This is a genomic window from Cellvibrio sp. KY-GH-1 (assembly GCF_008806975.1).
GTDB lineage: Bacteria > Pseudomonadota > Gammaproteobacteria > Pseudomonadales > Cellvibrionaceae > Cellvibrio.
In genome coordinates this window covers 4,279,673-4,305,063 of the sequence record NZ_CP031728.1, presented here as the reverse complement: position 1 = coordinate 4,305,063, position 25,391 = coordinate 4,279,673, and the positions used below count along the sequence as shown (strand labels likewise).

Sequence of the window (25,391 nt, the reverse complement as noted above, 5' to 3'; positions counted from 1 at the left end):
GAACCCCAACAAAGCAACGCCGATAAATCGCTAAAAAAACCTAATCCAATTCGTCTTCATGAAAGGAATTCATCGTGTTGTGCGATTAAGTAATGTTGGGGTTCGCTGCGCTCAGGCTACGCGCCCCGCCCCAACCTACAACAACAATGAGAATTGAGTTTGCAATGGTCTTTTTCCGCTTATTAACAATCCTGCGTGTGTTTGCCCGTTATCGTTTGGATAAACTGCTGCCCGACAATCTGCCGTTTGCCGCGCGCCTGTTATTAATTTTCTTTCGCCTGTTTCCAACGCCTAAGCTTTCTCGCGGTGAATGCCTGCGGCGCGCTTGCGAAGACCTTGGTCCCATTTTTGTAAAATTCGGCCAACTGCTTTCTACACGCCCGGATCTGGTGCCCGACGATATAGTCAGCGAACTCAATCACCTGCAAGACAATGTTGCGCCTTTTTCCAACGAGGTTTTCCAGCGCATTGTGGAGCAATCGCTCGGCGCGAAAGTGGCTGAGGTATTTGCCAGCTATGACACGGCGCCTCTCGCCTCTGCATCGGTTGCGCAAGTACATACCGCGACTTTAAAAGATGGCCGCGATGTCGTCATCAAAGTCATTCGCCCCGGTATTGAAAAAGTCATCGCGCAGGATATAGAACTGTTATTGCGTGTCGCCCGCTGGGTGGAAAACAACACCCTGGACGGCAAGCGCCTGCACCCGGTGGAAATTGTCGAAGATTATCGCACCACCATTTTCGATGAACTGGATTTACAGCGCGAAGCGGCCAACGGCTCACAACTGCGGCGCAACTTTTTAAATTCGCCCCTGCTGTATGTGCCCGAAGTTTACTGGGATTACACTCGCCATAACGTGTTGGTAATGGAGCGCATCTACGGGATTCCCGTGACCGATATGCCGGCACTCAATGCGCAAAATACCAACCTGAAAAAACTGGCCGAGCGCGGCGTAGAGATTTTTTTCACCCAGGTGTTTGATCACAACTTCTTTCACGCCGATATGCACCCGGGCAATATTTTTGTCGCCACGCAAAATCCGCAAATGCCACAATATATCGCCGTGGATATGGCCATCGTTGGTTCGCTCACGCGCGAAGATCAATATTATTTAGCGCGCAACCTGCTCGCCATGTTCCGCCGCGATTATCGCCAAGTTGCAGAATTGCACGTGAAAAGCGGGTGGGTGCCCAGCTATGTGCGCGTGGAAGAATTGGAGGCGGCGATTCGCACTGTGTGCGAGCCCATCTTTGAAAAACCGCTGAAAGAAATTTCCTTTGCCAATGTATTGCTGACCCTGTTCCGCACTGCACGTCGTTTTGAAATGGAAGTGCAACCGCAGCTGGTGTTATTGCAAAAAACCCTGCTCAACATTGAAGGCCTTGGTCGTCAGTTGTACCCGGATCTGGATCTCTGGGCTACCGCGCATCCTTACTTGGAGCGCTGGCTTAAGAACCGTTTCCACCCCAAAAACCTCTGGCGCGAACTCAAACGCACCGCACCCGACTGGATGGAAAAATTCCCGCAGGTGCCGGATTTGATTTTCAACAGCCTGCAACAGTTGCCGCAGATGTCCCAGCGCCTGGACCTGCTCACCCACGAACTGACCGAGCGCAAAGTCCGCAAACATCATCACGGCCGTCGCAAGCTCATCGCCCTGGTCGCCTTCGGTAGCGCCGCCTATTTCCTCTACCGCGATACTCAGGGGTCAGCCGTGTTGCGCGACTGGTTATTTACCGATTTATCGCCTTCGACTATCGCGCTCATTGCGATTGGTTTATTGGCGGTGTGGTTCCGAAAGTAACGCTTTATTCGCGTTTTTTCTTCGATATAGCGCGAATCCGATAAATGCATTTGGCACTAAACAAATCTTCATAAACGGCGCGTAGCTATTCCTTTTCCTTCTGCTATAGTCCGAAGACAACGATAGCGAGGGATGTTTTTGTTATGTCGAGTGTGCCGCGTATCCTGCTGGTGGATGATACCCCCGAAAATCTGGATGTCCTCAGTGGAATTCTTGAAGATTTGGACTGCGAACTGTTGGTAGCAACCTCGGGTGAACGCGCACTGGAGCTGGCCGGGCGTCGCCTGCCGGATCTGGTGTTGCTCGATGTCATGATGCCGGATATGAACGGCTTTGAAGTATGCACTCGCCTCAAGGCCGATTTGGCCACCACTGAAATTCCCATTATTTTTGTTACCGCTCGCGCTGACGATATCAGCCAGGGTTTTCGCGTGGGCGGTGCGGATTACATCACCAAGCCAATTAACGGCGATGAAGTGCGCGCGCGGGTGCGTCATCAACTCGAACGCCAGTCGATGCTGGCGGAGTTGAAATCCTTCAATCGCGAGTTGGAATCCAAGGTGCGTGAACGCACCGCCGAACTTACCATCGCCAACCGCCAACTGCGCGAGGAAATTAACGAGCGGCGCTATATGCAAGACCGTCTCAATTATCTCGCTACTCATGATTTTGTAACGCGCCTGCACAACCGCAACGCCCTTGAGGCCCATGTTTCCGAATTGCTGGCGCGCATCCAACTGGAAAATATCAGCGCAACGTTTTTACTGATCGATATCGACCGCTTCCGTTTGATTAACGAAAGCTGTGGTTGTATCGCCGGCGACGAGTTGCTGCGCCAGTTTGCCGATAGCGTTGCTGGCCTGTTAACGCGCGAGGATTTCTTTGCGCGCTTAGGCGGTGATCGCTTTGTGGTAGTCACCCAGGGTGCCGAGTACGATAAAGGGATGGATTTGGCCCAGACCATCCTCAAGCACCTGGAGCAATTTAATTTTCAGTGGGAAGACCGCCAGTTCAAATTGGCGGCCTCCATTGCAGCACTGCCGCTTAGTCGCGCCATGGTCAGTTACGACCAGGTGATGCTCGCCGCCGATGAAGTAATTTTCGTCGCCAAACGCGATGCGCGCGGCGCTGTGTTCAGTTTGGAAGAGGCAACCAAGCGTAGCAATTTGCACAAGGACAATATCAATTGGGCATCGCGCTTGGTGGATGCACTGCAAAACCAGCTGTTTCGCGCCTATTTCCAATTATTGGAATACTTTCCCGACAGCACACAAAAATATTCATCGTCTTACCGTTTGGAAGTGCTGCTCAGATTATGGGATCCACAGACCCGACGTATGGTTTCACCGGGAGAATTTATCGGCCCGGCCGAGCGTTTGCATTTAATTCCAGAGTTGGATAAATGGATGATCAACCATGTGTTGGGCTTATTTTCCCAACATCCCCAATTGCTGGAAAAAATGGATTTGATTTCGATTAACCTCTCTGCAATTTCAATTCGTGAAACTCAATTGGCGCAATTTATTATCAACAGTTTCCAGCAACACCAGATACCCGCGCATAAGTTCTGCTTTGAAATTACTGAAACCCAAGCCATCGTCAATATAGATTCTGCGCGGCAGTTTATGCAGACACTGCGCGATTTTGGCTGTCACTTTGCGCTGGATGATTTCGGCAGCGGTTTTGCGTCCTATGCTTACTTGCATCAACTGGCATTCGATAAAATTAAAATCGATGGTATTTTTGTGCGCGATATGGATGTAGACCCTTCACACTACGCCATGGTGAAGTCCATTATCGAAATGGCTGTCTCGCTCGATAAAGAAGTCATCGCTGAATTTGTGGAAACGGCCGAAGTTGCCAAACAGTTATATACGCTTGGCGTTCACTGGGGGCAAGGCTACCACCACCACAAACCCGAAGAGTTGAGTTCCCAGGCATTGGAACGTTACCTCGCCTGATGGAGTTTTTTTCGTGGTGAATCTCGCGCGCAACAAGCTCTATTTTTTTGCCAAACTGCCGCTGTTAAACCTCGCCTTTGCGCTGGGCTATTTTTACCTCGCCCAGTTCGGCATGATGTACAGCTCACTCACCTCTAATGTCACCTTAGTTTGGCCCGCGGCTGGCTTGGCCCTGTTTGGATTTTTATTATTTGGTTTGCGCGTGGCGCCGGGTGTGTTTATCGGCTCTTGCAGCGCGAGCTTATTGATGAATATGGGGCCCAATGTTGGCTTTACGTTTAGCAGCGTGAGTTTGGCGCTGCTCATGAGCAGTGCCGATGTGCTGCAAAGCGGATTAATCGCGCGCATTAATCGCGGATTATTTAGTCGCAATCAGTTAATTAACCTGCGACGCGCACTCTATTTTATTGGCAGTGTTTTTCTCTGCTGCGGCATTTCCTCCAGCACAGGCACCAACGCATTACATTATCTGGGCATAGTACCGGACAGCGAACTCTTTAAAAGTTGGACCTTTTGGTGGGTTGGCGACAGCATCGGCATGTTGGTAGTTACGTCAGTACTTGCCTGGTTGCTAATTCCGCGCATTCGCCACAACAACACTCATGCACAGGCATTTTTATTGTTGTGTGCCGGCGTGGGGCTGGTGTTGTTTTTAGTTTCTGCTATTGGCTACCTGGAACGCAGCGAATCCTATCATTTACTCGCGCAAGCAAATCTGGCCAGACCCTGGTATTTACCCAGCTGGTTACAATTATCGGCATTGGGAATCGGCTTAACCCTGATTGGTTTACTCACTGCCTATTTACGCGCACGCCAAAAAAATGATGATTTATTTCATCAGATCCAGCAAAAACTCGAACAGGAAGTCGCATCCCACACAGAAGCACTGCGCGCCGCTAACGATTGGCTGCTGAACGAAATTGTGCAGCGTCAGCAAACCCAGGAGCAATTGCAGGCATCGCAGGCGGCGTTGAAGGAGCGCGAACAACACCTGCGCAGCCTGTTGGATAACATTCCCGATCCCATTTGGTTTAAAAATCTCGAAGGCGTTTACATCAGCTGCAACAAAGCGTTTGCACGCATGCTCGGCAAAGATGAACATCAAGTAGTGGGCAATACCGAGGAACAATTAGTACAGCGCGAACTCTCAGAGGCATTCCGCTTTAACGATCAACTCGCGTTAAAAAATTCACAATTACATAGATACGAACAACATATTCACATTGACGGCCAAACCGACTATCTACTCGATATATCCAAAGTTGCCGTACGCGATGAACTGGGTAATCCGATTGGTATTTTGGGAATCGGGCGCGATATAGCTGCACAAAAAGAAGCGGAACAACAATTATCTATTGCTAAAGAAACGGCGGAGGAAGCAACGCGCGCAAAAAGCCGTTTTCTCGCCAATATGAGTCACGAAATCCGCACACCACTGAACGCCGTGCTCGGCTACACCCAATTGCTGATGCGCGATGAAAAATTTACTGGCAACCAGCGCGAGCGGCTCGCATTAATTCTGACGTCCAGCCAACGCTTGCTCGGCCTGATTAACGATATTCTCGATCTCTCCAAAATAGAATCCGGCGTGTTGAATTTGCGCCGCGATTATTTTGATTTGTATCAGGAGGTGGTGGACATACAAACCATCATGCACGAGCGCGCCACTACCAAGGGCTTGCAACTGATCACCCAGATTGATTTGCCCGCGCCTTATATCGTGCAGGGCGATCGCCAAAAAATTGGCCAGATTTTATTAAACCTGCTTGGCAACGCGATTAAATTTACCCCACAAGGCAGCGTCAGCCTGCAAGTCATGCCGCTTGCCGAAAACAAAATTGAATTTGTCATTGGCGATACCGGCCCCGGCATCGCCGAAAAAGAAATGGCCGATTTGTTTGCTGCCTTTAAACAAGGGCAGGCCGGGGAAGATGCGGGCGGCACCGGCCTGGGCCTGGCGCTATCGCGCCATTTAGCGGAGGGCATGGGTGGCAGCCTGCAATTATCCAGCGTATTGGGGCAGGGCACCCTGGCTTATTTGATATTGCCACTAGCCAGCCAAAATATTGTGCTTGAGCAACAGCCACAGAAGGCAATGCATCATTTGGAACCGGGCAGCCATTGCCGGACACTGGTAGTCGAAGACGACCCGGCAAGCGGTGAGATACTGGTCGATTTGTTGCGGCAGATCGGCTGTGAAACCCTGTTTGCGCGCGATGGACACGAAGGCCTATTGCAGTGTGCCAGCCATAGCTTCGATATTATTTTTACCGACATTCGCATGCCCGGTATTAATGGCCTGGAGATGCTCCGCCGGCTGCGCGCCCAACCCGGTTATCAAACCACCCCAATTGTGGCCGTCTCTGCCTCCAGCCTGGAACATGAACGCGCGTTTTATTTGGCCGAGGGTTTCCAGGACTTTATCGGTAAGCCCTATGTTTTTGAGGACATCTTCAACGCCCTGCGCCGTTTTACCGGGGTTCGGTTTGTGGGTGAGACGGAAACGCCAACGCCACCGGAGATACATCACGATGAAATCCAGGCGAATATCGCCGATATCAAACCAGAACTGGAAGCACTGGCGCGCCATGCGGCCAGCGGCGATATGAGCAGTAGCAAGAAAATCATCCTCGCCCTTACCTCTGCCCAACTGGGGCATCAGCGCCAGCAACAGTTGCTAAATGCGCTGCGCCAATATGATCTGGAGCGGATTGAGAAATTGGTGCATATCTGGCTCGGCGAAAGCGCTTAAGCTGTGCGCTAACCAGCCCTTCGACAAGAAACGTAAAATCCCCTCCCGAATCGCCAAGCCAATTGCTTTTTTAGTAATGATACGTTAAATTATCCATAAATATTAATTATCATATTTATTGCGAGTCAACCGTGTCAGATTCCAGCTTTTCGGTCAACGACCACCCCCATCGCCGCTTTAACCCCTTAACTGGGGAGTGGTTGCTGGTTTCACCCCATAGAACCAAGCGCCCCTGGCAGGGCCAGCAGGAGCTGAACCAATGGCCAGATAGCCCAACTCACGACCCCAAGTGTTATTTGTGCGCGGGCAATGAGCGTATTGGCGGCGAGCGCAACCCCGACTATAAAACGACCTTTGTCTTTACCAACGACTTTGCCGCGCTCATGCCGGAAGTGCCCGCAGCACCGGCCATTAGCGACCCACTATTTCAAATCCAGTCCGAGCAGGGCACCAGCCGCGTCATCTGCTTTTCACCCGATCACAGCAAAACCTTGCCGCTGTTATCCGATGAAGAGATGCAAGCGGTAATCGCTACCTGGATGCGTGAAGCAGCCGATTTAGGCCAACGATATGCGAGCGTGCAAATCTTTGAAAACAAGGGAGCGGTGATGGGTTGCTCCAATCCACACCCGCACGGGCAAGTCTGGGCGCAAGACCATGTTCCTACACTGGTTGCCAAAGAAGATGAGCAACAACGTGTATTCCTGGCCAAACACGGCCAGTCATTACTGCTGGATTACGCCCATAAAGAGTCCGCCAATGGCGAGCGTGTCGTTGTGGAGAATGAAGACTGGCTGGTCGTTGTCCCCTTCTGGGCCGCTTGGCCATTCGAAACCCTGCTGCTGCCCAAGCACAAACTGGCGCGCATCACCGAGTTGAGCGAGTCGCAACAACTCAGCCTCGGCCAGATCCTGCGCGACCTGACGGCGCGCTACGACAATCTGTTCGAGTGCTCCTTTCCTTATTCCATGGGCTGGCACGGCGCGCCCTATAAGCAGGATGAGCGTGAGCACTGGCAGTTGCATGCGCATTTTTATCCACCGCTATTGCGCTCAGCCAGCGTGCGCAAATTCATGGTGGGTTACGAAATGTTGGGTGAACCCCAGCGCGATATTTCCCCCGAACAGGCCGCCGCGCGTTTACGTGAGCAGAGCCCGGTTCACTTTAAAAACAAATAGTCACAACAACGAAAACAAAAAATAAGGCGATAGGTAACAAAGCCATGAACACCCTTTCTGCAGCACGTGTGAGCGAACTTTTTGGCGAGTTTTTCGGCAGCCAGCCCCAGACATTGGTAAAGGCGCCCGGTCGCGTCAACCTGATAGGTGAGCACACCGATTACAACGGCGGTTTTGTGCTGCCCGCCGCGATCAACTATCACACCTATATTGCCCTGCGCCCTCGTACAGACCGAGTCTTACGTGTTATCGCCTGGAACTTTGGCAATGCGGAGGTAGAGATTCCACTCACCGAAGCCCAACAGGAAGACGGGCAACACAGCTGGTCCAACTATATTCGCGGCGTGGTGCAACAACTCTGCCGCGCCGGCTTCACGCTCGCCGGTGGCGATTTGTATGTTGCCGGTGACTTGCCCGCAGGCGCTGGCCTGAGCAGCTCGGCCTCGCTGGAAATGGCCGTAATTCGCGCCCTGTTAAGTTTGAGCGGTGAGACTATCGACCCAACCCAGGCTGCACTGCTTGGCCAAGCGGCAGAAAACCAGTTTGTCGGCTGCAACTGCGGGATTATGGATCAGCTGATTTCAGCGCGTGGCGCGACCAACAGCGCCCTGTTGATTGACTGTCAGGATCTCTCCACGCGCGCCGTAACTATGCCTTCCGACTGGGAAATACTGATCGTCCACAGCGGCGTCAAACGCGGCTTGGTCGACAGCGAATACAACCAGCGTCGCCAGCAATGCGAACAGGCGGCCAGCTACTTTGACCAAGGCTCCCTGCGCGCCGTTAACCTGAGTGAATTACTGGCTGCTGAAGGCCAGCTCGACGACCTCAGCTTCCGCCGCGCGCGCCATGTACTCACCGAAAATGCTCGCACCCTGATTGCCGCCGAAGCGCTCGCCCGTGGAGACTTGCAAACCCTGGTACGCGTGATGGGTGAATCACACAACTCCATGCGCGACGACTTCAATATCACCACCCCCGCCATAGACCGACTGGTGGAGATAATTGGCGACGCCGGTGCCGGTCAGGCCGGCGTGCGCATGACTGGCGGCGGCTTCGGCGGCTGCGTAGTAGCAGTCGCACCCGCTGGTGTTATCCCCCAGCTGATGGATGCCGTGAATCAACGCTACCAACAGGAAACCGGGTGCACACCGACGCTTATTCCCGCAAAAGCGAGTGCCGGCGCATTTAGCGGCTAGTCTGTTAAGAATCTTTTCACGCGATTTTTTTACCTGAACAAGGGTTAAGCCATTGACACTTGGCGCCGATTTAATAATCATATAAATGATATTTTATTATCAATAACTATAACAGTACGAGGAAGAGAGAATGAAACACTCAAGCATCAACCTGCGTCATACCCCCCTGTTTCTGGCGTTAAGCCTGATCAGCGGTATGGCCATAGCCCAGACACAACAAAGTGAAGACGGCCTGGTGGAAGAGGTGGTTGTCACCGGCAAGTTCGCCAAGAGTTTGCAATCGGCGATGGATATCAAGCGCAACTCCGCCACCGTTGTTGAAGCCATTTCTGCGGAAGACATTGGCCAATTGCCCGATGTTTCCATCAGCGATTCATTAAAGCGCCTGCCCGGCCTCGCGCAAGATCGCGATCGCGGGAACGGCAGCCAGATCTCAATCCGCGGCATGGGCGGAATGCTCGGCTTTACCACCCTGAATGGCCGCGAAGTGGCGATTCTGGAAGAGACCCGTAATATCCGTTACGACCAGTTCCCCTCTGAACTGATCAATGCCGCGCAAGTCTACAAAACCCCGCAAGCGTCTATCGCTGAAGGCGGCGTATCCGGCAGCGTTAACCTGAACACCATCAAGCCGTTGGATTACAACGAAACCAAGGTTGTGGTGGACGTGCGCGCCAGCTCTTTCGATTTGGGCAAAGACATTGATGACGCGGCGAGCGACGGTATCGGCAAGCGTTTCAGCATTTCCTACATCGACCAATTCCTCGATGACACCCTGGGCGTAGCCATTGGCTACTCAGGCCGTTCCGAGCCTATCGCCACCCAGCGCGCGGAGCTGTGGAATTACGGCGATACCTGGCACAACACCCAGTGGAACGACAAACTCGGCGCCAATGTTATTGCCCCCTGGGGTGGTTCAGCCCTGGTACGCGGCGGTGAAGACGAGCGTAAAGGTGTGATGGGTGCCATCCAGTGGAAGCCTACCGAAAACCTGGAAATTGCCTATGACGGTTTCTGGTCTGCGTTTGATATTGCCGAACAACAGCGTGGCTTTGACTTCCAAATCAGCAACGCCTACGCCAACCAATGGGATCTGCTCGAAACCACGCCCACGGCTTACACCAACACTGACTTGGGCGCTAACGCGGTTGATCTGCTCGCCGGTACCGTAGGCCTGAGCAGCCTGCGCAACCTGAACGAAGAATATGTACAAGACGATGAGCTCACCAGCCACGGCCTGAATGTAAAGTGGACGCAAGACCTCTGGACCGTCGCCGCTGACGTGGGCGTGTCTGAAACCAGTCGCGACAAGCGCTGGGCGTCGATTCGCAGCACCATCAACAACCCCGGTCGCGCTAGCTTCGGAGCAAACGACGATGGCCGCATGACCTTCAAACTGCTGGATGCCGACCTGACCGATTTGGCCAGCAACAGTATTGGCGACATCCAGGTGCAACCAGAAGCGGAAGGCGGCGATAAGCTGACCTCGTTCAAACTGGATGTACAGCGCGATCTCGAAGTGGGCATTCTGCAGGCGGTAAAAGTCGGTCTGGCCAGCTCCAGCCGCGATAAGTTTGAGCACAGTCAAATCTGGACCCAAAGCGTTACCCAGAATGCAGGCAGCACTATTCCGGGCAATGCCGTTATCAACGCCAAGAGCTCAAGCTACTGGAGCGACTTGCCTGACTACCTGAGCCTGGATCGCAGCGCGCTCATCAGCCACTACTTCGGCAGCCTGAAAAACCCAAGCCCGGGCGATGCCGACGACCTGATCGCCAGTTGGGACGTAAGTGAAGACATCTTCGCCCAGTACATCCAAGTGGACATGGCGACTGAAATCGCCGGTATGTCACTGACCGGTAATATCGGCATGCGCAACGTAGATACCGAGACTACCTCCAGCGGCTATCAGCAAGGTGAGGATGTTTGGGTAGAAGTCACGCCCGGCAACTGGCAGCCACAGCAAGTCGTGGAGGCTATTTCTGTCGATCACGATTACAACGATGTATTGCCAAGCACCAACTGGACCCTGGGGATTACCGACGAACATTTGCTTCGCTTCGCCGCCGGCAAAACCATGGCGCGCGCGCCGGTCAACATGATGAGCCCTAGTCTCAACCTGAACCAGGATCTGTGGGGCTCCAACCCGGGCGAATCCACCTCTGGCAACCCAACTCTGGACCCATTCCGCGCCGATCAAGCTGACCTGGCCTACGAGTGGTACTACGCGGAGGGTTCACAGGTAGCCGTCAACCTGTTCTACAAAGACCTGGAAAGCTTTATCGCCCGCGCGGCCGATGCCGACACGGTGGTGAGCAATGGCAAAGAATACAAAGTATCGCGCCCCATCAACGGCAGCGGCGGTTATATCCGCGGTTACGAATTGCTGTGGCAACAATCGTTTGATTTCTTGCCCGCGCCGTTTAACGGTTTGGGTGTTTACACCAACTACTCGCACAACGAATCCAACGTTGAACAATTTGTACCCCTGTACAGCGACTACAAAGCCCAGCTGACCGGGTTGTCGGAAGATGTTGCCAACTTCACCCTCTGGTATTACCTGAACGGGTTTGAAGCGCGCACCTCGTACAGCTACCGCAGCGCATTCCAGCGCGACATCAACCTGGTAATGGGCGAAGAGGGTATGAACGATGCCGAAGGTTATTGGGATTTGAGTTTGTCCTATGAATTCAACGACCACTACAAGGTGTCATTCCAGGTGCAAAACCTGACCAACGAGCCTTACAAAACCTACGGCCTGGAATCCAACAACCCGGCGCATATCAACAAGTACGAAGAGTTTGGTACGCGTTACTCAATTGGTTTGAACTGGAAGCTGTAATCGCATCCAGCACGTTTTTACTTTTTTATTGTGGACTATCTCTCCTTATTTGCGGCTGCTTCGGCAGCCGCTTTTTTTCCGCGCCTGCGCAAACTACGCGAGAGCCAACCATAATTAGGCACCCTGAGTAACAACAACAATGATTGAGGCAATGGCATGAAGTACCTGGTGTACAAAAAAATCTGGCTCGCTGCCGCCGTGATTTTTTTGTTCGGTCAATCAGTAATCGCCGAACAACGCTTTTATACCGGCGCCGATTTATCCTACGTCAATGAAATGGAAGCCTGCGGTGCAACTTACCGCGAGCAAGGTAAGAAGGTCGATCCCTTTGCGCTTTTCGCCCAAAAAGGCGCGCAACTGGTGCGCGTGCGATTGTGGCACAACGCTGACTGGACTAACTATTCCGATCTGGACGATGTGAGCAAAACCCTGCAACGCGCCAAAGACAACCAGATGAAAACCCTGCTGGATTTTCATTATTCCGATAGCTGGACTGATCCGGAAAAACAATTTATTCCCAAGGCCTGGGCGCAGATCACCGACGCCAATGAATTAGCCAAAACGCTCTACGATTACACCACCGAAACACTCGCCGCCCTGGATAAAAAAGGTCTGCTACCGGACATGGTGCAAGTCGGCAATGAAACCAATATTGAAATTTTGCAGCCGGAAAAAACACTGGTGCACGGCATTCCCAATTGGCAGCGCAATGCGCTGCTATTTAATAGCGGCATCCAAGCCGTGCGCGACTACAGCGCCGCTGCGGTGAAAAAAGGCGGCAAGAAAATTGAAATCGTTTTACATATCGCCCAGCCGGAAAACGCGCTCTGGTGGTTTAAACAAGCCAAAGAAAATGGTGTTACCGACTTCGATATTATTGGCTTGTCCTATTACCCACAATGGTCGGAATACAAATTGCCGCAATTGCCCGACGCCATTCGGGAATTAAAATCCACCTATCAAAAAGACGTCATGATTGTAGAAACGGCCTACCCTTGGACGCTGAAAAATTTTGACAGGGCTGGCAACGTGCTCAATAAAAAAGCGCTGCAGCCCAATTTCCCGGCCACAGCCAAAGGCCAGTTGATGTATCTGCTTACGCTCACACAATTAGTTAAAAAAGCGGGTGGCCTGGGCGTTATCTATTGGGAGCCGGCCTGGGTAAGCACTCGTTGCAAAACCCTTTGGGCCAGAGGCTCGCATTGGGAAAATGCCAGTTTCTTTGACGCCACGCGCCATAACAATGCATTGCCTGCATTTTTATTTTTCAATGCCGACTACAAATAAAATCAACCTGACCGACGAGTGAGAGATATGAAACTACAACAACTAGCCGCGCTCAGCCTGTGTGGATTTATTGCTGCCTGCAGCCAGAATCCACAGCCGCCCACTCAAGTCGTGGCGGATAGCAATTACGATGCAAATTGGGAATTTTTCCGCAGCGATAAAATACTGGATCTCGCCAGTGCCCAACAGCAAACGCAGTGGGAAAAAATTCAGCTACCACACACCCCCAAGCTAGAACCGCTGATTGTGAATGATCAGTTCCAGGGCGATACCTGGTATAAAAAAACCATCGCCATTGATCCCGAATACAAAGGAAAACACATTTCACTGAAATTTGAATCGGCGATGAATGTGGCCGAGGTTTGGTTAAACGGTGAAAAATTAACAACCCACGTGGGCGGATATTTGCCGTTTAGCGTCAAGCTTACCGAAAAATTAAAATGGGATGCACCGAACGAATTAGTCGTGCGTTTGGATAACCGCGACAATTCTGTCACCGGCCCCAAGCCGCTGAAAGATCTGGATTTTAATACCTATGGCGGAATCTATCGCCATGTGATTCTGCAAATCGACAACGACCTGCATATTAGCGATGCCGTTGCCGTCGGCAAAACTGCGAGCGGCGGAATTTTTGTTCGCTACCCCAAAGTAACCAATGAACAAGCGAGCATCAGCGTGCAAACCCATTTGGTGAATTCCCACATCGACCCCAAACAATTTCGCGTAGTGCAGCGGTTAATGGATGGCGACAAGGTGGTGGTTGATCAAACCAGTCCATTGCAAACTATTCAAGGTAATAGCGACAGCGAAAACACCATCGAGCTGGCGTTGAACAATCCCAAACTCTGGTCACCTAAAACGCCAAATCTGTATCAACTGGTGACGCGGGTTTATGACGGTGATTCATTAGTGGATGAACAGAGTACACGCATAGGGATTCGCGAATTTAAATGGGTCGACAATCAATTATTTATCAATGGCGAAAAAACGTTTTTGCGCGGCGTAAATCGCCATCAGGAATATCCTTACGTGGGCTACGCCACTTCCGATGCAGCGGATTATCGCGATGCCGTAAAAATTAAATCCGCCGGGTTTGATTACGTGCGCCTATCGCACTACCCGCACTCGCCCGCCTTTATGGCAGCGGCCGATGAATTGGGTTTGGTATTGCTCGATTCAATTTTGGGTTGGCAATATTTCTCGGAAGATCCTGCATTTCAAGCGCAGATCCAACAGACCTGCCGCGATTTAATTCGCCGCGATCGCAACCACGCGTCAGTAATGGCCTGGGAGTGTTCGCTGAATGAATCCTGGATGAGCGAACCTTTTATTGATTCGCTCACCAAGATTATTCACGAGGAATATCCCGGCGCCATGTCAGCCGGCTGGCAGGAATATGGTTACGATATTTATTTGCAAGCACGCCAACATAGGTTGGAACATTACACAACGCCAACCAAACCTTACATAGTGAGCGAATACGGCGACTGGGAATACTACGCGATGAACGCCGGTTTAAACCAAACTGCCTGGGCGAATCTATTGCAAGCCGACCGCAGCAGCCGCCAGTTGTTGAGCGACGGCGAAGCCCGTTTACTGCAACAAGCCGCTAATATTCAGGAAGCGCACAACGACAATCACAACACCCCGGCCTTTGCCGATGGCTACTGGGTAATGTTTGATTACAATCGAGGCTATGCACCGGATTTGGAAAGCTCGGGCATTATGAGTATCGATCGCCTGCCGAAATATAGCTACTACTTCTACCAAAGCCAGCGCGACGCGAGTGAAGTTTCCGATAAATTTTCTTCCGGCCCTATGGTCTATATCGCCAACGAATGGACTGAAAAATCCACCACCGATGTACGCATTTTCAGTAACGCAGAAGCAGTTGAATTATTTTTAAACGGCAAATTAATTGGCAAGCAATTAGCGGCGGACAATAAAAACACCGAGATCACCAAAAATCTGAAACATCCGCCATTTACTTTCGCGCTGGAAAAATTTGAAGCCGGTGAATTAAAAGCGCTGGCTTACATTGGCGATAAAGTTGTTGCAGAGCACAAGGTGTTTACACCCGGAACACCAGCGAAACTTAAACTGACCCTGGACACCAGCGGCAAGGCACCGCAGAAAGGGGCGAAGGATGTTGTGTTTGTACACGCGCAATTGCTAGACGCCAATAACAACCCGACCACTACCAATAATATTGCTGTGAATTTTTCGCTCAAGGGCGACGGCAAATTGTTGAGTCCATCTAGTGTGAACACCAGCGGCGGCTACGCGGTTGCATTGATTGAAGTGGGGAGCGAATTGACTGGCCTCAGCATTAGCGCCAGTTCTGACGCCATCACGACAGCAGAGCTGCCATTGAGCGCTCACTAATCAATAACAACCCCTTACAACACCGCCAATCCCAATGCGGTAAGCGGTTTTAATTTGGATTGGCGCCAGGCACGCGAGGCGTTTTTCTGGATAAAGTCCCGGTACTGCTGCTGCAATTCGGGCTGCATCTGCGCTTCATGCAATTGCAATAATAAAAGCGCCGCATCCAATGAAGCGACATATTCGCCCGATAAACTGGCCTGCTTAAAACCCGCTTCTGCCTGGGTTTGTGCATCCGTCAATTTTTGTTGCGCCCAATAGACCCGGGCCTGCATTACCCGCTCTGCACCCGATAAAATTTGCTCTTGCGCAAACACGTTCAACGCATCATCCCAGCGCTGCTGACTCAGGAACAAGTTCACCAAATGTTCCTGTGCGCGCTCTTTAATCCAGGCGTCCTGTTCGGGCTTAAAACGTTCAAGCGCGGCGCGATAAAATAATTCTTGCTGCGCCGGGTCTTGCGCAAACATGCCGTCGATATCATCCAGTAACGCCTGACTTTCTGCAGGAAATTCATACTGATTAAACATGGCTCTGGCTTGCGCCAGATACTGATCGCGTTTGGTAGTTTGTTTAAATTTATGGCTAAAGACCGCCAAAGAACGCAACACCTGCGCTTGTTGTTCGGGCGCATTGGCGAGCTGCGCTTGCTCCAGTGCACGCAATAATTTTTGCTCCAGCACTGAAAAATTATTTTGTTGATAATGAATGCCGGCGTAGCACTGCAGCACTTCGCTTTGCAAAAAGGGCGCGACTGCAGCGTCTACCAATGCCAGCGCCCGATCCATTAATTGCACATTTTGATCCAGCACCGGGTTATCCCAACTGGCACTTGCCTGGATTAACAACGCGCGCGTTTGGTAGATAGCCGAGTTAGCCGTCCTCGCATTTTGCTCCAGTTCCTTGGCTTGCAGGAGCGCCGCCTGATTATCGCCCTGCTGCAAAAGGTTATCGATGAGCTGATGGTGAATTGCTAAATCCTGCGGGTATTGGTTATGCAGTAATTGCAATTGCGCATCGAGCAATCGGCGGTCTTTACTCGTCCACAACAGTTTTACCGGTACCAGTTTTTCTAACAATTGCTGCAATTGGCGCGCTGCATCCCCGGCCGAATTAGCGGCGATATAACCCGGCCATTTATAGCCATTGCCCTGTAAGTAATAAGCGAGATGAACTTGCGAGCCATGTAACCAGAGACGACCGACAACCAACAAATCTGCTTCCCCGGATTGCTGATAGCGACTAAAAAAATGCTCAGGGGATGCCAGTAATTGTTCCGGACTGCCCAGTGAAGATGCCAAGCGAATATTAATGTCCGCGTCAGAGCGCGTGAGCATTTGCTGCAAGCCTTGAGCAGCTTGAGCACTAGCGGGACTCGAATCCATCGCAAAGGGTGCGAGAATAACGGTCGGATGCCTGGTGCCAAATCCCGTCGGATCAATTAAGCCGCTCAAGAACGCGCCGGTGAACCCCAGTACGATTGCCGCCAGCGACCAGCGCCAAACGAAATGCCGTGCTAGCGTTGTTTGTCGCGGCGCCGCCTCCGGTTCCGTGTGCGCCACCGGGTTGGCGCCAAGCGAGATTTGCCATTGGTAGCCTTTCTTGGGAAAAGTCTTTATCGCCCCCTCGCCAAAAAGCGCGCGCAAATTACTGATCGCCTGGAACACAGCTTGATCCGATACCACCTTGCCAACCCAGACGTGCTCCAGGATGACGTCTTTGCTTAACACCTGCTCGGGTACCGAGAGGAAAAATGCCAGCAGCCGCGCCTCATTGTTGCGAATGGGAACATCATCACCGGCACGGGTCAGAATCAGGGTTTGACTATTGAATTGAAAATCGAGGAAGTAGTAGTCCATCTAACAGGCATCTTGTTATTAGCAGGGAATAGTTCGTCCGAAGACTGCTATAGCAGTCTACCCGTTTCAGACCCTTTACTTGGCCAAATTGCAGCAACCTCGTCCCCTCAAAAATCTATAAATTTTCTATAAACGCCAAAAATTAACTATTTCATAAGATTTCAGCCGTTGGACTGGTGCTTTATTGCTCCACTGGTCGCCCCCTCACGCCCAGCAAAACGCTTTCATTCGCCTGTTGCCCCAATAAGGATCTTTTATGATTTACAGATTTACGCAATCCCGCTGGTCGGGCCTGACCCTCGCACTGCTGCTCAGTGCGCCGGCCTTCGCGGCAAAACACTATATTGAACCGGTGATGGTAAATATTCCCGGCGGCACGCTCACTCTGCAAAGCCCGATTCTACCGCTGCCGCAAGCGAATTCCTCCAGCGCCACGAGCAACAGCGCTGCTGTCAGCTCTGCCGCGCCAGAAATGACGCCGCCGCAACCGGTCATTATCAAACCCTTTCGTATGGGCAAATACGAAGTAACAGTGAAGGAATTTGCCAGGTTCATTGCGGCAACCAATTATCCGGCGCCCGACCAGTGTCGGCAGATGCTGAGTAAAAAGTGGTTTGAACTGGCCCCCGGCAGTTGGAATCAGCATACACACTCCCCCGGGGAGTATGGACCTGTGACCTGTATCGGCTGGCCTGCGGCCGAGGCCTATGCCCAATGGCTCAGCAAAGAAACCGGCAAGCATTACCGATTACCCAGCGAAGCGGAATGGGAGTTTGCCGCTCGTGCCGGAGCTACGTCTACTTACCCTTGGGGCGATGACCCCGAGCAAGCATGTCAGTACGCCAACATTGCCGATCACTCTGCCAACGAGGCCGTCAAACGCGATTATGACGGACTGGAATACACCGGCCGTTGGAGACGTCAGACCTGTGACGACGGTGCGGGTTACGCAAGTATCGTCGGCAGCCACAAAGCCAATGCCCTTGGCCTGCACGACATGCTCGGCAACCTCAACGAGTTTACTGCTGATTGCTTTAACCCAAGCTTCTCCGAGAAAAATGCCGATGGCAGCGCGCGTACTGATGGCGAATGCAACCAGCGTGTGTGGCGCGGCGGTTCCTGGCATTGGGCGCCCTTTGCAATTAATAAACGCGGTCGCCTCGCAGCCGATTTCATCGGTGCCCTCGAGGGCTTCCGTTTGGTGGAAGAACTGGGTAGCAACCACCCCTGCCTGAAGGCCAATTCATCAGCGTGTAAAAAATTGACCAACAAAAATCCGTTCGAGCGCGAGTTGGCAAAAGCTCGCCAAAAACAACATAAAACTGCAACAACCAAACCGCAGACTTAAGCATTCGGCGGCCGCCATAAGCCCGGTTGATGCATCAGGCATCAACCGGGCTTATGCAAAGATTGGCTATTCACTCCGGGTTATCGCGAAACCTCTTTTTTAGAACCATAAAGTCTCAAGCCGGTATGTTTATCCATAAAAAATGAGAACCAAAAAACAGAATTTGCACGACAGGCCCGGTAGATTGGCAAGACATCAACAGAGTTCGGCGTCGACTTAAAAATACAAAATCGCCGGACAAAATTGCATAAAAACGCATTTTTAGTAGAACAAAATTACAAACTGAAGCTGTCGTATTTAACGCTCCTCTCCCGCGCCAAACCGACAACACAAATTCAGTGGACAACACCCAACCCAGTTTCGGCAACTAACTTTCCACACCCTGTGCTTTATGCACCGGACTGGTGTTGCTCTATAGCTTTGCGTTTAACCCGTTGATTTCAGGCTCACTACAACAAAAAATGGAACCAAAATGAAAACCTTACTTGTCTATGCACACTTGCTGGCTGCCTGTGTCTCTGTAGGAATCCTGTTACTGCAGGATCTCGCCCTCGCCAAAACCCGTGGTAATCCGCTGCCGGAAAAAATGGTACATGACCTACGCACCGCTGCCGACATTATGTTTGCTGCGCTGGTAGTACTTTGGGTTACCGGTTTGGCATTAGTGATTGTTGGTTATCTAGACAACCCGCAACAGTATTTAATGAATCCCAAACTCTGGGCCAAATTCACGGTGGTCTCGATACTGACCTTAAACGGATTATTACTGCATTATTTCAGTTTTCCGCGCGTGGTTTCCCACACAGGCTTGCTGGGTCGCTCGCCGCTAGAGCAGTCACTCATCGCCACGACTGGCGCCATCTCATCGACATCCTGGTTGTTCGCATGTTTCCTTGGAATTGCGCGCCCCTGGAATTACACCGCGCAATATGAATTTGTAATGCTCGTATATGCAGCGCTGGTGATAGGGGCGGTAATTGTTGCCTGCAAAATAATGCACAGCTTGCGCGTACAAGAACCGCCCTTACTCACAGAGAGAGTGTCACTCAGCTCGCCTCACTCCAAATAATTTGTATCCCGCCCTACGAGAGGAAATGTAATTAAATTAATTACATTTCCTGTTGCTCTCCATCGCCCACAAATGCCGTTGATCAATTCAGGTTTTGTTTAACAACAATTGCCGCTAAGATTATTTTGCCCTTAACACGGCAAAACTCTTTGCCGCACAACTATTCATGAGTTACTGGTTTAATTGTGTGTGCCGCATTTATAAATCAATAGGATATAAATATGACATTTAAAAAGGTTTTTATGGTTGCCAGTGCGATAATCGGCATGGGAATGAGTTTGCAATCGGCTGCACAAGAAGTACCGCCACTTCCAATTTATCCTCAAAGCGGTGAATATCTGGATGTACAAGAATTTGATATTACCCTTGGCTTGCCGCAGGAATTGCCACCGCAAGTATTTGTTGCCAACAGCCCCTACCAAATAGTAGCAAGCATCAACGGTATTGATATGACCAACTGGTTACGTCAGTGTACTGATCAATATCGCACTACGGTAACCGGCACCAACTATCTGCTCTGCAAAAAACAAAATAGTACGGCTTTCACCAAAGAAATAAACGAATTAAGCATCGCCATTTTGAAAGATTCTACGGTGATATACAAAGGCAATGCGTTTTATCGCGTTCAGAAAAGTCAACGCATTTATCAAAGCCTGCCTCATAGCCTGACTCTACCGGGTAATAGTGTTCACCGAGAGGCCAGTATTCGTTTAATGGCAGGTCAACGCGTACTAATCACCGCAACTGGGCAAGTAAGTACCTGGCCAGCAAATGCGAGTTTTCCAATTTCAACACCCAAAGGTAATGGTACAACGTGTAATGTAGGTCACTGCACATTTCCCGGTGGGCCGCAGGGTGCACTACTGGTGAAAATTGGCGTTGATGGTAATTGGGTATTGATTGGCGATAATAAAATATTTACCGCTTATCGCACTGGTGATTTAATTTTTGGAATTAATGACAAACAAACACCCGCCGAGCTTAACGACAATATCGGCAGCTACGACATAACGGTAAAGCCTTATTAGTCACTAAAAAAATCGCCTCTGAATGAGGCGATTTTTTTTATTTTACAAGTAAAGTTATCCATTTAAAAAATTGTTAAAATCGTATTGCGAATAAAAAAGCCGCCCTTGTGAGGCGGCTTTTTGCAACGCAAAAGTGGATAGATCTTTAGTCGCGTCTAAACTTCATTCGAAGGTTTGCCAATCGTGGCAAGAATACCACCATCAACGTAAACAATTTGCCCGGTAACAAAATCACTTGCCTTGGATGCAAGGAAAATCGTTGCGCCTTGCAGGTCATCCGGGTCGCCCCATTTGGCGGCGGGAGTGCGGTTGATGATGAAGTCGTTGAACGGGTGACCATCGACACGAATGGGTTCGGTTTGGCTGGTAGCGAAATAACCGGGGCCAATGCCATTTACTTGCACATTGTATTTGGCCCATTCAGTGGCCATATTTTTAGTGAGCATTTTCAAACCGCCTTTGGCAGCAGCGTAGGCGCCCACCGAATTGCGGCCCAACTCGCTCATCATGGAGCAGATATTAATAATCTTGCCTTGACGACGCTCTACCATTTTGCGCGCAACCGGGCGCGTCATAGTAAATACACCAGTTAAATCGATTTTGATTACTTCTTCAAAATCCGCCAGCGACATTTCCAGCAAGGGTGTGCGTTTAATAATGCCGGCGTTGTTAATCAGAATATCAATGGGGCCGTGGTCTTGTTCAATTTGTTCAACGGCGGCGGTTACCTGGTCTTCGTCGGTTACGTTAAATTTGTAACCAAAGGCTTGAAAACCTTTTGCGCGATATTCATTAACCGCGTTGTCGATTTTTTCTTGCGAAGAATTGCCATTGATAATTAATTTTGCGCCGGCACTGGCAAGGCCTGCGGCCATCGCCATACCCAAACCGTGGGTTGCGCCAGTCACTAGGGCAACTTTTCCGGTTAAATCAAAAAGGGGATGAGTCATAGAGTGATCTCGGTCGGAGTTTTTTTAAAATTCTTCGTTCGGATAAACAACTACATCAAAAACCCGTATTTCGTTAAGCTCCATACGGGCTACGAATCATCATCCAAATTACTTGAGTTCGCTGGGTTTGTGGTGATCCATATCGGTGTAGTCATGGTTCTCACCGGCCATTCCCCAAATGAATGTATAGTTAGCTGTGCCGACACCGGAATGCATGGACCAGGGCGGTGACACTACCGCTTGCTCATTGCCAATCCACAAGTGACGAGTTTCTTCTGCTGGCCCCATGAAATGACAGACAGCGTGATCTTGCGGAATATTGAAATAGAAATAGGCTTCCATACGGCGGCTGTGGGTATGCATCGGCATGGTGTTCCAAATGCTGCCGGGTTTTAATTCGGTCATCCCCATTTGCAGTTGGCAGGTGTCCAACACAGTGCTGATCATCAATTGATAAATATCGCGCTCGTTACAGGTATCTCCTGCGCCCATGTGCAGCACTTTGCTGTTTTCTTTGTTCAGTTTTTTGGTGGGATAAGTGCAATGCGCCGGCGTAGAGTTCAAATAGAATTTTGCCGGATTGCTCGCATCCACACTGGAGAAAATGACTTCTTTGGCCCCGCGACCAATGTAGAGCGCTTCTTTGGTATTGATCTCGTAGATTTCACCATCTACCGATACCTTGCCCACACCACCAATATTGATTGCACCCAGCTCGCGGCGCTGCAAAAAGAATTCTGATTTCAGCTGATCATAGGTTTCCAATGTCACTGGCTTGCTTGCCGGAAATGCACCGCCCACCATTAACCGCTCATAGTGGGTATAGGTAAATAAAATATCGTCGGCGGCAAAAATATTTTCTACCAGAAAATGCTTGCGCAATTTTTCGGTATCGTAATTTTTGTAGTCATCAACGTGGACGGCAAAACGCTCTTCTAGAACTTTCATAATAAAACCTTTTGATAATCAGCCAGCTTATAACTGGCAGCAGTTTTCTAACACGGATTTTTAAAGCGATAGCCTTAGCGTATCGCAAGGCATAGTCAGGCGAAAATTAAACCTGACTATGCAGGGAATTGTTATTGTTTGAGTAACTTATACATTTCCAGGCTGGCGCCAATAAACGGCGTATTACCTTTCGGGTCGTTGGAAAAAATACGTTCAGTCATGTAGTAGTCGTAACTACCGTCGCGACCAAAGCCCAGGCCCGCTACCAAGCATTGGTCATTCATACTGACCTTGCCGTCCTTATGGACGGTCATAAATTCATTGATAATGCCCTGATAACTTTTTATTGCCGCTGCGCGGTAAGAATCTGGCAAATAACCTTTGTTAATGGACTTCGCCAAAAAGTAGGTAAACATAGCGCTGGCGGAGGATTCGCGATAATTGCCCAGCTCACCCGGCTTATCAGTAATTTGCCACCAGGTCCCGGTAGTTTCATCCTGATAGCGCAAAATATCGGGCGCGAGTTCAGCAACAATATCGGTTAACTCTTTGCGCAATTCGGTTTCAGATTCAGGAATAAAATCCAGCACATCGACCAACGCCATGGCATACCATCCCATACCGCGCGACCAAAATTGCGATGCTCGGCCAGTTTCTTTATCGGCCCAATCCGCTTTTTTGGATTCATCCCACGCATGGTAGTACAAACCGGTTTTTGCATCGCGCAGGTGTTCGCGTGCGATGGTAAATTCGTGCACCGCTTCTTTAAAACTTTTGTGCTGCTGCTCGCCCGATTCATAAGCGGCGGCGTAGCGCGCTAAAAATGGCATGCCCATGTACACACCATCCAACCACAATTGATTGGGGTAGGTGGCTCTGTGCCAGAACGCGCCCTGACTGGTACGCGGGTGACGCTTCAAATTTTCGCGCAAAAAATCCGCTGCTTTGCGATATTTTTCCTGCTTGGTGCGTTGCTCCAGCAGAATCACCATTTCGCCCGGCTTGGTTAAATCGATACTGAATAAATCCGGCTCAAAAGTTTCAATATGGCCGTCATCGCGAATGTAACTGCCCGTCACCGTTTCCAATGCTTTGCGGTACACGGGGTTAGGGCTGATTGCATCTATGTCCTGCAGCGCAGCGATTTGCATGCCCACCACATCGTATTCAAATTTGCCGGGACGTTTGCGATATTCATCCCAACCCTGGTAATGATAATTCAGGGTTTTGCGTTCCAATTCTGAATCAGCCAATTGCTTGGCCCAATTCAATGCAGCATTTGCGTCAATTGGATTTTTTTTCGCATCGGCACTAATCGCCGATTCAAAACGTACGCGCGGCGTTTTGGTTAAGCGTTGAATTTCCTGATCCAGATACGCTTTAAAATCCGCTTCAGTTTTAATGCCATCCAGCTCATGTTCCCAGGCCGCGAGGAAGTAATATTCCAATTCGCCGCCCTTGTCTTTCATCACTGACACATAAGACGTTTCATCGGTTGTTTGTTGTGAGCGATCATCGCGGCGGAAAATAACCGCCATTCCCAAATGATCATTCTCGCCACTCAGACTCTGCTTGCCCCAACTGGCTACATAGGTCCAGGCATAACCGCTAATATCTTGCGGACCTTCAATAAAAGTAGTGTTCGGGTGTTTTACCAAACCAATTGCCAAATTGGGCAATTGCTGGCTGGCTTGCAATTTTACATTCACCAACCGGCCGCCAGCATTCATGGTGAGATGCGCGGACATATCCAGTTTTTGATTGTTAATTTGCCAGCCGTTGTAATTAATTTTGAATCCGGAATACAAATCGCCGTTGTTGGTAATGATGGCATCGCGAGTATCTACCAGGGACACCAGATCCACACTCTTGCCATTCCAAAAGCCGTAACCACCCATGCCGAGTGATTTACCCACTTTTAAAACATCCACCCCCCAATCGGAATTCAGGTGATAAGAGTCATAACCGTCTTGCCCGACATTTTGTAACACCACATCGTGAGTTTTCTTGCCAAAAATATCGAAGCCGTTGCGCCAATCGAGATAAACACGATAGGCGACCTTGTCGGATTCAATTCCCGGGCCTTCATAGCGAATCCAGAATGAGTGATCGGTGTATTGCGCGGGTGGCGTTACCTTGTCTACATTTTTGAAAGTACCGCCGACATATTCCTTACCTTTCCATTCGCCACCTTCTTTAATGGAGATTTCCGCCTGGGTTTGTTTTTTTAACGCTGGCTTTTGAATAGCGGGGTCACTGGAGACCACAAATGATTTTATTTCCGCCGCGGCAAAGTCGCTGACCAGTAATAAACTGTCGAGTGTGCCATCGCCATCGGTATCTACTGTTTGGCTAGGTTGCACACTGCCGTTCGCAGAAACGCTTAAATGTTTTACCGCGTCATCGGTCGGACTCACGCCCAAATCGTAAAACGGAAAATAAATGGGTTCTTGTTGGATCGCGAAATTATTCGCATTGGTAATTTCTGCGGTGGCAATTTGATAATTGACCGGTGCAGGTTGCGCAACAGGTGTTGTAGCTGTGGTTTGTTGTTCACTGGTTTTTTCCGGTGAGCAACCTGTAATCGCTGCCAGAAAAATACCGCCATAAATAGCCTTGATGGGCGTTTTGCTTTTCAACAATAAACTCACGCGCTTCACCTTCTCTCAGTTACTGTTACCTAATAATTAGCTGTGTGTAAAAACCAGCAAAATCGCTTTCTAATATAATCAAACAGGGATGCCAGCAAACTGGCATCCCTGGGTCTTGCTTAAAATGTA

15 protein-coding genes are annotated in these 25,391 nt (G+C 50.4%); 11 read left to right on the top strand and 4 right to left on the bottom strand.

Going from position 1 to position 25,391, the window contains the following annotated elements; genetic code table 11:
- Nucleotides 1-164 precede the first annotated feature (164 nt).
- The 8 genes from ubiB to D0C16_RS18105 all read left to right on the top strand — a co-directional run bounded on the left by ubiB (nucleotide 165) and on the right by D0C16_RS18105 (nucleotide 15,409).
- Complete coding sequence (ubiB, locus tag D0C16_RS18140) at nucleotides 165-1,805, top strand: ubiquinone biosynthesis regulatory protein kinase UbiB (RefSeq protein WP_151033665.1); 1,641 nt, start codon at nucleotides 165-167, stop codon at nucleotides 1,803-1,805.
- A 143-nt stretch (nucleotides 1,806-1,948) separates the two neighbouring features.
- The gene (locus tag D0C16_RS18135) at nucleotides 1,949-3,766 is read left to right on the top strand and encodes a bifunctional diguanylate cyclase/phosphodiesterase (RefSeq protein WP_151033664.1); all 1,818 of its coding nucleotides are present in this window, start codon (nucleotides 1,949-1,951) and stop codon (nucleotides 3,764-3,766) included.
- A 13-nt stretch (nucleotides 3,767-3,779) separates the two neighbouring features.
- Nucleotides 3,780-6,518: an ATP-binding protein gene (locus tag D0C16_RS18130; protein ID WP_151033663.1), complete on the top strand. Its 2,739-nt coding sequence runs from the start codon at nucleotides 3,780-3,782 to the stop codon at nucleotides 6,516-6,518.
- A 131-nt stretch (nucleotides 6,519-6,649) separates the two neighbouring features.
- Nucleotides 6,650-7,696: a UDP-glucose--hexose-1-phosphate uridylyltransferase gene (locus D0C16_RS18125; protein ID WP_151033662.1), complete on the top strand. Its 1,047-nt coding sequence runs from the start codon at nucleotides 6,650-6,652 to the stop codon at nucleotides 7,694-7,696.
- 44 nt (nucleotides 7,697-7,740) lie between these two features.
- Nucleotides 7,741-8,895, top strand: coding sequence for a galactokinase (gene galK, locus D0C16_RS18120; RefSeq protein ID WP_151033661.1), 1,155 nt, complete (start codon nucleotides 7,741-7,743; stop codon nucleotides 8,893-8,895).
- Nucleotides 8,896-9,025: 130 nt separating this feature from the next.
- Nucleotides 9,026-11,737 (top strand): TonB-dependent receptor, encoded by a 2,712-nt coding sequence (locus tag D0C16_RS18115; protein WP_151033660.1) that lies wholly within the window; start codon nucleotides 9,026-9,028, stop codon nucleotides 11,735-11,737.
- Nucleotides 11,738-11,893: 156 nt separating this feature from the next.
- Nucleotides 11,894-13,024, top strand: a complete 1,131-nt coding sequence (locus tag D0C16_RS18110) for an arabinogalactan endo-1,4-beta-galactosidase (protein ID WP_151033659.1) — start codon at nucleotides 11,894-11,896, stop codon at nucleotides 13,022-13,024.
- Nucleotides 13,025-13,051: 27 nt separating this feature from the next.
- Complete coding sequence (locus tag D0C16_RS18105) at nucleotides 13,052-15,409, top strand: glycoside hydrolase family 2 TIM barrel-domain containing protein (protein ID WP_151033658.1); 2,358 nt, start codon at nucleotides 13,052-13,054, stop codon at nucleotides 15,407-15,409.
- A gap of 14 nt (nucleotides 15,410-15,423) precedes the next feature.
- On the opposite strand, the gene D0C16_RS18100 is transcribed toward D0C16_RS18105, so the two are convergent.
- Entirely contained in the window at nucleotides 15,424-17,268 is a 1,845-nt protein-coding gene (locus D0C16_RS18100; RefSeq protein WP_151033657.1) for a winged helix-turn-helix domain-containing protein, read from the bottom strand.
- A 256-nt stretch (nucleotides 17,269-17,524) separates the two neighbouring features.
- Here D0C16_RS18100 and D0C16_RS18095 point away from each other — a divergent pair, with 256 nt between their 5' ends.
- The 3 genes from D0C16_RS18095 (at nucleotide 17,525) to D0C16_RS18085 (ending at nucleotide 20,713) form a co-directional block, all read left to right on the top strand.
- Nucleotides 17,525-18,616, top strand: a complete 1,092-nt coding sequence (locus D0C16_RS18095; RefSeq protein ID WP_151033656.1) for an SUMF1/EgtB/PvdO family nonheme iron enzyme — start codon at nucleotides 17,525-17,527, stop codon at nucleotides 18,614-18,616.
- 472 nt (nucleotides 18,617-19,088) lie between these two features.
- On the top strand, nucleotides 19,089-19,685 hold the full coding sequence (locus tag D0C16_RS18090) for a DUF2214 family protein (protein ID WP_151033655.1): 597 nt from the start codon (nucleotides 19,089-19,091) through the stop codon (nucleotides 19,683-19,685).
- Nucleotides 19,686-19,906: 221 nt separating this feature from the next.
- Nucleotides 19,907-20,713 (top strand): hypothetical protein, encoded by an 807-nt coding sequence (locus D0C16_RS18085; protein ID WP_151033654.1) that lies wholly within the window; start codon nucleotides 19,907-19,909, stop codon nucleotides 20,711-20,713.
- Between the two features lie 155 nt (nucleotides 20,714-20,868).
- Here D0C16_RS18085 and D0C16_RS18080 read toward each other — a convergent pair whose 3' ends face one another.
- The 3 genes from D0C16_RS18080 to D0C16_RS18070 all read right to left on the bottom strand — a co-directional run bounded on the left by D0C16_RS18080 (nucleotide 20,869) and on the right by D0C16_RS18070 (nucleotide 25,262).
- Nucleotides 20,869-21,663: a gluconate 5-dehydrogenase gene (locus D0C16_RS18080; RefSeq protein ID WP_151033653.1), complete on the bottom strand. Its 795-nt coding sequence runs from the start codon at nucleotides 21,661-21,663 to the stop codon at nucleotides 20,869-20,871.
- A gap of 108 nt (nucleotides 21,664-21,771) precedes the next feature.
- The gene (kduI, locus tag D0C16_RS18075) at nucleotides 21,772-22,611 is read right to left on the bottom strand and encodes a 5-dehydro-4-deoxy-D-glucuronate isomerase (RefSeq protein ID WP_151033652.1); all 840 of its coding nucleotides are present in this window, start codon (nucleotides 22,609-22,611) and stop codon (nucleotides 21,772-21,774) included.
- 131 nt (nucleotides 22,612-22,742) lie between these two features.
- Nucleotides 22,743-25,262 carry a glycoside hydrolase family 88 protein gene (locus tag D0C16_RS18070; RefSeq protein ID WP_225318746.1) on the bottom strand — a complete coding sequence of 840 codons (2,520 nt, stop codon included), beginning with the start codon at nucleotides 25,260-25,262 and terminating at the stop codon, nucleotides 22,743-22,745.
- Between the last annotated feature and the right edge of the window lie 129 nt (nucleotides 25,263-25,391).